Origin of the sequence: Methylobacterium oxalidis (assembly GCF_007992195.1) — a bacterium.
GTDB classification, from domain to species: Bacteria; Pseudomonadota; Alphaproteobacteria; order Rhizobiales; family Beijerinckiaceae; genus Methylobacterium; species Methylobacterium oxalidis.
The window spans coordinates 1-10512 of record NZ_BJZU01000170.1 but is presented as its reverse complement, the minus strand read 5'-3'; the positions used below and the strand labels follow the sequence as shown (position 1 = coordinate 10512).

Annotated in this window: 4 protein-coding genes; all 4 read left to right on the top strand. The window is 70.9% G+C overall.

From position 1 onward, the window contains the following. The coding region (locus tag MOX02_RS28030) for a UDP binding domain-containing protein (RefSeq protein ID WP_244948457.1) at nt 1–223 on the top strand (223 nt) is incomplete at its 5' end. 452 nt (nt 224–675) lie between these two features. Beyond that, nucleotides 676–8094 (top strand): type I polyketide synthase, encoded by a 7419-nt coding sequence (locus MOX02_RS28025; RefSeq protein ID WP_170268030.1) that lies wholly within the window; start codon nt 676–678, stop codon nt 8092–8094. Further along, nucleotides 8091–9458 carry an aminotransferase class I/II-fold pyridoxal phosphate-dependent enzyme gene (locus MOX02_RS28020; RefSeq protein ID WP_147029078.1) on the top strand — a complete coding sequence of 456 codons (1368 nt, stop codon included), beginning with the start codon at nt 8091–8093 and terminating at the stop codon, nt 9456–9458. Before MOX02_RS28025 ends, MOX02_RS28020 begins: the two co-directional genes overlap by 4 nt. 421 nt (nt 9459–9879) lie before the next feature. Continuing rightward, complete coding sequence (locus MOX02_RS28015) at nt 9880–10491, top strand: PAS domain-containing protein (RefSeq protein WP_170268029.1); 612 nt, start codon at nt 9880–9882, stop codon at nt 10489–10491. The last annotated feature ends 21 nt before the right edge of the window (nt 10492–10512 follow it).

Genomic DNA, 10512 nt, shown 5'->3' with positions numbered 1-10512 from the left:
TATCGGGTATGCGGCCGACCCCTACGACTGCGCGGAGGGCGCCGACGCGCTGGTCCTTGTGACCGAGTGGGACGCGTTCCGGGCGCTCGACTTCGATCGGCTGAAGGCGATCATGGCCGAACCTGTGGTTGTAGACCTGCGCAACGTCTACCGCCCCGAGGACATGGCCCGCAGGGGCTTGAGATATACCAGCGTCGGGCGTGCCCAGGATCCGACAGCGTGATTGTTCCGATCTGCCCGGATCGCGCCGCCTTCCTGCCGGAAACGGATGGATAAAGTGGGCTGTGCGGACCTGACGGTTCATGCCGTCACGGTGTGCCCAACAGAATGCGCCTCCGGCCGGGCCACATTCCGGTGCACGGGCAAATGATGCTCGATCGGCAGAGCGTGCGGACAAATTCAATTGCGCGCACACGGCCGCAATTGTGGCAATTTCGGGACGCTGAACTGTGGATTAGGTGGAGATCATCCGCGGCGGACATTCGAATCCTGTCTCGCGATGATCAACCATAGGTGATGAATACGTGTCACAGCCTCGCACCATCTCGGCTGATCCGCCGAGGAGGGGCGCCCTCAGGTTGGACACCATGATAGTGCCATACTAAGGGTGGACGGGATTGGTCCGTGGTCGGCAATCCGAATCGTCCCCCGTTAACGAGCGTGTGCGAATCGAACGTGACACAACGTGCAGACATCGCGATCGTCGGTCGCTCGTGCCGGCTCCCGGGCGCTCCCAGCGTCGATGGGCTCTGGCAGCTCCTGACCGAGGCGCGATGCGCCGTCAGTCACATCCCCGACAACCGCTGGTCGCTCGACCGTTTCGGCCATCCGCGGGCCCAGGAGCGGGGCAAGAGCTACACCTGGGCGGCGGGCGTGCTCGACGACATCTGGTCCTTCGACCCGGCCGTGTTCGGCATCTCGCCGCGCGAGGCCGAGCAGATGGACCCGCAGCAGCGGCTCTTGCTGGAGCTGACCTGGGAGGCTCTTGAGGATGCCGGCCTGCGTCCCTCCGCGGTGGCGGGCGAGAATATCGGCGTCTTCGTCGGCGCATCCTCCCTCGATTACGGCAACCTGCGCATCCTCGACGCCTCGTCGGGGGACGCCTACGCGGCGACCGGCAACACGCTCTCGATCCTCTCGAACCGCATCTCCTACATCTTCGACCTGAAGGGCCCGAGCTTCACGGTCGATACCGCCTGCTCCTCATCCCTCGTCGCCCTCGACGCGGCGGTGGCGGCAATCCGTGCGGGCCGGGTCGACACGGCGATCGTGGCCGGCGTGAACCTGCTGGCGAGTCCCTTCAACTTCATCTGCTTCTCGAACGCGCAGATGCTCTCCCGCACCGGCCTCTGCCAGGCCTTCTCGTCGAGCGCCGACGGATACGTGCGCTCCGAGGGCGGCGTGGTGCTCGTGCTGCAATCGGCCGAGGCTGCCCGTCGCAAGGCCAGCACGGTCCGCGGCGTGATCGCGGCGAGCGGCGTCAACTCGGATGGCCGCACCACTGGCATCTCGCTGCCCTCCGGCTACGCGCAGGGCGCACTGCTCGAGAAAGTCTACCGCGAGGCGGAGATCCCGCTGGACGACATCGCCTTCGTCGAGGCGCACGGCACCGGTACGCCGGTCGGCGACCCGATCGAGGCCAGCGCCATCGGCGGCCGGCTCGGCCGCCTGCGTCGGGCGCCGCTGCCGATCGGCTCCATCAAGACCAATATCGGCCACACCGAGCCGGTCTCCGGTCTCGCAGGCCTTCTCAAGGCGAGCCTCGCCCTCGAGCACGACCTCGTGCCGACCTCGCTGCACGCGGCCGAGCTCAACCCGGAGATCCCCTTCGGCGACCTGAACCTCCGGGTCCTGCAGAGCGCGCTGCCCCTGGAGCGCGGCTCCCGCGAGCGCTTCGCCGGCGTGAATTCCTTCGGCTTCGGCGGCACGAACGCGCACGTCGTCCTCACCGACGGCCGGCCGGTGGCGGCCGGTTGCACGCCTGCGCGCGCGCCGGAGATGCTGCTCCTGTCCGCTCAGAGCCGGGCGGCGCTGAACGAGCTCGCACAGGACTACGCCGACCGTCTCGAGGCGGCCACCGCCGACGAGGCGGCGCGGATCGCCGCCGCCGCCGCGCACCGCCGCGAGCGCCTGCCCGCGCGCGTCGCGATCGCTCTCGACGGCGCGACCGACGTGGTCGCGGCTCTCCGCGCCGTCGGCGAAGCCGAGGACACGGACGCGGCCCTCGTCGGCACCGCCGTCGACCGGGCGGCCGAGGTGGCTTTCGTCTATTCCGGCAACGGCAGCCAGTGGGCCGGCATGGGCCAGGAAGCCTACGCCGAGAACCCGACCTTCCGCGAGGCGTTCGACCGGATCGACGCGCTGTTCCAGCCGCTCTCGCAATGGTCGCTCAAGGACGCGCTGTTCGCGGCGGATCTCGAGGAGCGCCTGATCCTCACCAGCGTGTCGCAGCCGCTGATCTTCGCGATCCAGAGCGCCTCGACCACGGCCCTTCGCGCGCAGGGCCTGAAGCCCGCCTACGTCCTCGGCCACAGCGTCGGCGAGATCGCGGCGGCGGAGGCTGCCGGCATCCTGAGCCTCGCGCAGGCGGTGAAGGTGATCTTCTACCGCAGCCATCACCAGGAGACGACGCGGGGCCAGGGCACGATGGCCGTCATGCTCGCCCCCGTCGAGGAGAGCGAGGCGTTCCTCAAGGATTACCCGACCCTCGACATCGCGGCCTACAACAGCCCGAAGGCGATCACGATCGCCGGCCCCGAGGCGACGATCGACGCCGCACTGAAGGCCGCCTCGCGCAAGCGCCGCCGCGGCCGCAAGCTCGATCTTGCCTACCCGTTCCACGGCCGGATCATGGATCCGACCGAGAAGCCGCTGCTGCGCGACCTCGCCGGGTTGAAGCCGGCCGCGGGTCATACCGCCATGGTCTCGACCGTGACCGGCAAGGTGCTGGCGGGTGATGCCTTCGGCGCCGAGTACTGGTGGCGCAACATCCGCGAGCCGGTCCGCTTCTGCACCGCCGTGCAAGAGGCGACCCGCCTCGGCGCCCGCGTCTTCGTCGAGGTCGGCCCCCGCGCCACCCTGATGTCGCACGTGGGCGACGCGATCGAGCCGCTCGGTATCGAGAACGCGGTGGTCGGCGTCATGCACCGCAAGGCGGCCGGCGGCGATCCGATCCGCAAGGCGCTGGCCGCCTCCCTCGTCCAGGGCGCGGCCGTCGACGAGGCCCGCGTCTTCGGCGACGCGCCGAGGGGCTCGGTCAGCCTGCCGGCCTATCCCTGGCAGCGCCGCAGCTTCCGGCTCGCCGAGACCAACGAGGGCGTCGGCGGCACCGCTCCCCGCCCCTACCACCCGCTCGCCGGCTCGCGCATGGCGGCGGACGGCCTCGACTGGCACGGCTACGTCGATGTCGTGACGGTGCCCGAACTCGACGATCACCGCATCGAGGGCCAGCCCATCATGCCGGGCGCGGGCTTCGTGGAGATGGCGCTCGCCGTCGCCCGCGAGTCGCAGCGCAGCGACGCCGTGGTGCTCGCCGATTTCGAGATCCACGGCCCGATGGTGTTCGGCGAGGAGGCCCTGCGCGAGGTCACCGTCCGCCTCTCCGGCAGCGGCAACCAGCTTCAGATTCTGAGCCGCCCCCGCCTCACCCAGGCGCCCTGGCAGCTCCACGCCTCGGCCAAGATCGTCGAGGGCACCTACGCCCTGCCCGCCCGCGAGGATGTCGAGATCCCGGCCGAGCACGCGGTGACGGGCGAGGCGCTCTATGCCCGCGCCCTCGCCGCCGGCCTCGGCTTCGGCCCCAGCTTCCGCCAGGTGGCGCTGAGCGCCCGGCTCGACGAGACCACCATCGTCTCGGAGCTGGTGCCGGCCGAGGCCGACGCGCGCTATGGACTCGTGCCGGCGCGGCTCGACGCCTGCTTCCACGGGTTGATCCTTCTGTTCACCGATCTCCTCGGCGAGAACTCGACCAAGGCCTACATTCCCGTCCGCTTCGGCGAGGTGCGGCTCCTCCGTCCCGGCGCCGCGATCGCGAAGGCCGTCATCCGCACCCGCCGCTGCAACGAGCGCAGCATCCTGGCCGATTTCTCGGTGCTCGACGCCGCGGGCGAGGTCATCGCGACGATCCGCGAGGGCCGCTTCCAGGCCCTGCGCGCCAAGGGCGGCAACGAACTCGCGGCCTACGCGATCACGCAGCGCCCCGAACTCGCCACCGAGCCGACCGCCATTCCGACGGAGCGCGGCCCCGGCATCGCGGCGGCGATCGAGGTCAGTGCCCGCGGCGCCCGGGCTCCGGCCGACGCGCCGCTCTCACCGGGCCACCTGCTCCTCGAGGGCTGGGCCACCTCCCTCGCCTATCGCCTCGCCAAGGGTCTGGAGCGCGCCGGCGCCGTGGCCATAGACGGGCGCGTACCCGCCGAGATCCGGCCCTGGCTCGTCAACGCCCTCTACGGGCTGGAGAGCAGCGGCCTCGCCGAGCTGAGCGGCCGCAGCTGGACGCTGCGCCAGGATGTGACTCTGCCCGCGCCGGACGAGATCATGCGCTGGATCGCGGCCGACCATCCAGAGCTCTCGGCCGAGCTGGTCCTCGTGGCCGATGTCGGCGCCCTCGTCGATCGACTGATCGCGGGCGAGCTGACCGACGCGCCCGTCCTCCCGCAGAACGCCATCGACGCCTTCACGCTGCGCAGCGCCACGGCCCGCGCCTCGGCGGACGTCGTCTCCGCGATCCTCTCGGAGAGCCGCGATCGGTTGCCGAAGGACCGGGCGGTCCGCCTGTTGCAGGTCGGCTTCAGCCCGCTCTCGGCCCAGGCCGCCGCCTTCGCCGAGAGCGCCGAGGCGCGCCTCACCGTCTTCGAGACCGACCGGCGCCTCGCCGAGCGCGCCCGCCTCGCCCTTCCCCGCGGCGTCGCCGTCGTCGAGGAAGCGGAGGCGCTCGATGCTGCGGCCTTCGACGTGGTGATCGCGAGCGGCGTCCTGCATCGCGGCCCGCGCGAGGTGGTCGCCCGCCTCGCCGACGCGCTCGCCACGGGCGGCGTGCTGGTGGCGGTCGAGCCCGGTGCCTCGCTGTTCCGCGATCTCGTCTTCGGCCTCACCCCCGGCTGGTTCGAGATGGCCGCCGACGACATGCCGGTCGGCCGCCTCGACGACATCACCGGCTGGCAGCGCTCGCTCAGCGCCACGGGCCTCGTGAGCGTCGCCGTCGACAAGGCCGCCACCGGCAATGGCGACGACCTGCTGCTGACGGCCCAGGCGCCGAAGCGCCCCGCGCCCGCGCCCGCGCAGAGCTTCGCCTTCGTGATCGGATCGGACGACGAGTTCGCCGCCGAGACCGCCTCCTCCCTGGCGACCCTCCTCGTGGCGAGCGGCGTCCACGTCTCCATCATCCTCGATTCCGAGGCGTCCCTAATGGAACTGGAGCGCGAGACGCCGGACACGGTGGTGTTCCTCGCCGGCGCCTTCACCCGCGGCGGCGACGCGGCCGAGCGCCTGCGCGACCGCTGCCTCAGCCTGAAGCGCTGCGTCGAGCATCTCGGCAGCCGCCAGACCCGTCTGTGGGTGGTGGCGCCCGGCGCGACCCGCGAGCGCGGCGGCTCGGCGGCCTCCGTCGAGACCGGCGTCTGGGCCTTCACCCGCACCCTCGCCAACGAGGTCTCGAACCTCGACGTGCGCCGGATCGACCTCGCGCCTTCCATGCTCTCGAAGCGGGCGGCCGAGCGGCTCTGCGACCTGATCCTGTCCGGAACGCCCGAGACCGAGATCATCCTCGACGAGGACCGGACCCGCGTCATCCGCTTCAGCCCGGACGTCGTGTCTCGCCGCGCCTCCGCCGACGCGGTGCCGGCCGAGGCGGCGCGCCTGGAGCGCAGCAACACCGGCGGCCTCAACGAGATGGTCTGGGGGCCGGCCGAGCGCCGCAAGCCCGGCCAGGGCGAGGTCGAGATCGCCGTCGAGGCCACCGGCCTGAACTTCCGCGACGTGCTCTGGGCGCTCTCGATGCTGCCCGAGGAGATCCTGGAGGACGGCTTCGCCGGTCCCCGTCTCGGCCTCGAATGCGCCGGCCGGGTCGTCGCGGTCGGTCCCGGCGTCCGCACCTTCAAGGTCGGAGATCCCGTCGTCGCCTTCGCGCAGTCGGGCTTCGCGACCCACATCGTGGTGCCGGAACTCGTCGTGGCGCCGAGCCCGCCCGGGCTCGACCCGCGCGCGGCGGCGACCGTGCCGGTGGCCTTCCTCACCGCCTATTACGGGCTCGTCTCGCTCGCCCGCCTGAAGAAGGGCGAGTGGGTGCTTGTCCACGGCGGCGCAGGCGGCGTCGGCCTCGCCGCGCTCCAGATCGCCAAGCTCAAGGGTGCGCGCGTCATCGCCACCGCCGGCTCGCGGGAGAAGCGTGCCCTCGTCAAGGCGCTCGGCGCCGAGCACGTGCTCGACTCGCGCTCGCTCGCCTTCGTGGATGACGTCCGCCGCATCACCGGCGAGGGCGTCGACGTGGTGCTTAACAGCCTGTTCGGCGAGGCGATGGAGCGCTCGCTCAACGCGCTGAAGCCGTTCGGGCGCTTCGTCGAGCTCGGCAAGCGTGACTACGTCGCCAACACGCATATCGGCCTGCGCCCGTTCCGCCGGAACCTGTCCTACTTCGGCGTCGACCTCGACCAAGTGCTCCAGCACCAGGGCGAGGACGGGGCGCGGCTCTTCCGCGAGGTGATGTCGCTGTTCGACGACGGCGGCCTCAAGCCACTGCCCTACCAGCCCTTCACGGCCGAGGAGACCTCGGACGCGTTCCGGCTCATGCAGCAGTCGGGGCATGTCGGGAAGATCGTCATCGCGCCGCCCGCTCCGGGCCGCGTGCTGGCCCCGGTCAAGCACGCTTTCTCGATCTCGCAGGAGGGCGTCCACCTCATCACGGGCGGCCTCGGCGGCTTCGGCATCGAGGCGGCGCGCTGGCTGGCCGACAGGGGCGCCCGCAACCTCGTCCTCGTCGGCCGCAAGGGCGCGACGACCGACGAGGCGAAGGCGCTGCTCGCCGAGCTGACCGAGCGCGGCGTGACGGTCGAGGCCAAGGCCTGCGACATCACCAGCCGCGGGGCGGTCGACGCCCTGCTGGCCGAGGTGGAGCGCGGCGGCCGCAAGCTCGCCGGCATCATCCACGGCGCGATGGTGCTGCAGGACGGCCTCATCTCCAACCTCGACGCCGAGGCGCTGGAGGCAGTGATCCAGCCGAAGGTGGTGGGCGCCCAGCATCTCGACGCGGCGACCCGCAACCGCAGCCTCGACTACTTCGTGCTCTTCTCCTCGGCCACGACCTTCATCGGCAACCCGGGCCAGGGCGCCTACGTGGCGGCCAACGGCTTCATGGAGGGCCTCGCCCGCCAGCGCCGCCGAGCCGGCCTGCCGGCCATGGCGGTCGCCTGGGGAGCGATCGGCGATGTGGGCGTGCTCGCCCGCAACAAGGCGGTGATGGAGACCCTCGCCGGCCGCGTCGGCGTCACGCCGATGGATGCCCGCCGCTGCCTCGACCTGATGGCCGAGGCCCTGGAGGGACAGGGGTCGAGCCCGGACGAGGCCGTGGTCGCCATCGCGGCGATGCACTGGGGCAAGGCGCGCGAGCGGCTCGCCACCATGCGCTCGCCGAGCTACGCCGATCTCGGCTCCGACCAGCAGGCGGAGGCCGGCGGCGTCGCGACGATCGACATCGCGAGCCTCCTCAAGACGCAGGACATCGACGCGGTGCGCAAGACGGTGGCCGACGCCATCGTCGAGGACATCGCCCGCATCCTGCGGCTGCCGAAGGACGACATCAGCCGCGTGCGCCAGCTCTCCGAGATCGGCCTCGACTCGCTGATGGGCGTCGAGCTCGGCGCCAGCCTGCAGGAGCGCTTCGCCCTCGACGCGCCGCCGGCCGGCATCTCGTCGGGCCTGACCGTCAACGAGCTATCGGAGACGCTGATCCAGTCGATCTCGGCGCCGGTGGACGAGGCGGCGGGCGTGGCGCTCAGCCTCGCGCAGAAGCATGTCGGCGACATCGACGCCGAGAAGCTCGAGCCGTTCAAGACGCTGGTCGAGCAGAACAGCCTGGAGATCAAAGAGATCCTGCCATGACGCAGCCGGTTCGACCGGACGACGGGCGCGCCGCGCTCGCAGGTTTCGTCACCAACCGGATGGGGCGCAGCCCCGCGCGGCCGGCGCAAGGCCGGCCGGTGCCGAAGTCGGGTGACGCGGGCGCCCAGGATTTCGAGACCCTGTCGGGCTACCGCGAGCTCAAGCTCCAGCGCTCGGCGGCCGACCTGATCGGCCTCGGCAACCCGTTCTTCCGAGTCCACGACGCCAAGGCGGGTGCCACCACGCGTATCGACGGGCGGGAGTTCATCAACTTCTCGTCCTATGACTATCTCGGGCTCAACGGGCATCCGCGGATCAACGCCGCGGCCCGCGAGGCGATCGACGCCTACGGCACCTCGGCCTCGGCGAGCCGGGTCGTGGCCGGCGAGCGGCCGGGCCACATCGCGCTCGAGAAGGCGCTCGCGCAGCACTACCGGACCGACGCCTGCGTGGTGATGGTCAGCGGTCACGCCACCAACGTCACCACGATCGGCGCGCTGCTCGAGCCGGCGGACGTGATCTTCCACGATGCGCTGATCCACAACAGCATCGTCACGGGGGCGCAGCTCTCGGGCGCGCAGCGCCGCTCCTTCGCCCACAACGACCTCGACGCCCTGGAGAGCCTGCTCGCCGCGACGCGGCACGAGCACCGGCGCGCCCTCATCGTGATCGAGGGCCTCTACAGCATGGACGGCGACGCGCCGGACCTCGCGGGCTTCGTGGCACTCAAGGAGCGCTACAATGCGTGGCTGATGGTCGACGATGCCCACGGGCTCGGCGTCCTCGGCCCCACCGGCGCCGGGCTGTTCGAGCATTGCGGCGTCGATCCGAGCGCCGTCGACATCTGGATGGGCACCTTCTCGAAGACGCTCTCCACCTGCGGCGGCTACATCTGCGGCCCCGCGGCCCTCGTCGAGTACCTGAAGTGCACGGCCGGCGGTTTCGTCTACAGCGTCGGCATGTCGCCCCCGCTCGCGGCCGCCGCCGAGGCGGCGCTGGCGGTGATGCACGCCGAGCCGGAGCGGGTCGAGCGCCTGCGCCGGAACGGCAACCTGTTCCTCGCCTGCGCCAAGGCCCGCGGCCTCGATGTCGGCACCAGCCTCGGCCTCGCGGTGATCCCCGTGATCATCGGCGACTCGCTGAAATCGGTGACGCTCAGCGATCGTCTGTTCAAGCGCGGCATAAACGTGCAGCCCATCATACATCCCGCCGTGCCCGAGCGCGCCTCGCGCCTTCGCTTCTTCCTGACCTCCGAGCACACGGAGGAGCAGATCCGCCAGACCGTCGACGCGGTGGCGGAGGAGCTCTCGGAGATGGAGAAGGGCGGCTCCCTGATCGAGCAGTTGCTGGCCAAGCGCGGCTGAGGTCGCGCCCCCGGGCGTCGGCACAGGCTATCGGGGGTAGCCTCGGCGCACCGGCGATTCGCGCGGCCGAACGGCACCGCGCACTTCCGCCGGAGCGCCCCGCGGGCTTGCTCAGCCCGAAATTTCTACTTCAGCGTGTATTGTCGAAGAGTATCCGCCGCACGGCGGAACATTCGTCGCGACCGCGCCGCGCGCCGGTCCACCAGACGATGCAACCTCAAATCGTATGAATGCTGAACCTGACCGTGCGAGGTCAGAATGCGCGGAGACGCGCATCGGGTGCTGATTTTTCGGTCGCGTCGACAGAAAATAGAGCACTTTTCGAAATTCCATTCGCAAATTTTGCTCTCCAGCCTTTCCGATCCTGCTATGGTGAGCAATCTTCAGCCTTGCCGGGCCATCGTCGCCGATGGGAGTGGAAATGGGGTCTTCAGCAGCGGCCATCCGGCCGGGGACGTCCGATGCGGACCTGCGGGCCGCCCTGCATGCCTCCGGAGTGGTCGGCGTGTGGGAGTGGGACGTGGCGCGGCGCCGCGTCGTCCTGGATGGGGGCGCTGCCGGACTCCTCGCCGGCGATGCCTGCCTCGCCGGCAAGCCCCTGAACTTCGAGCAGGCGACGGCCTGCATCCATCCGGACGACCAGGACTGGCTGATCGACTATCTCCTCAGCAGCGGCCGTGCGGGCGGCGCCTTCTGCTGCGAGTACCGGGTCTGCCCGCCCGGGCGGGAGGATCGCTGGCTGCTCAGCCGCGGGCGGATCGACCTCGGAGATGACGGGCGTCCCGTGCTCGGCCACGGCATCCTGATCGACATCACGGAGAGCCGCTCCGCCGGCCAGGACATCGCCGCGGCGGCGCAGGAACCGGACGTCCACCCGCTGGAGCTGGCGGCCGACCATTGCATCGCGGCCCGCGAGGCGCTGGCCGGCGCGGGCAACTCGGTCCTGCAGACGCTGATCGACAGCGCGCTCTGGGAGATCGGCCGCGAGCTCGCCCGCCTCGAGCAGGCCCAGCGCCGCCGCTCCATGAACTGACGCGGATCTCGCGCCGGCCGG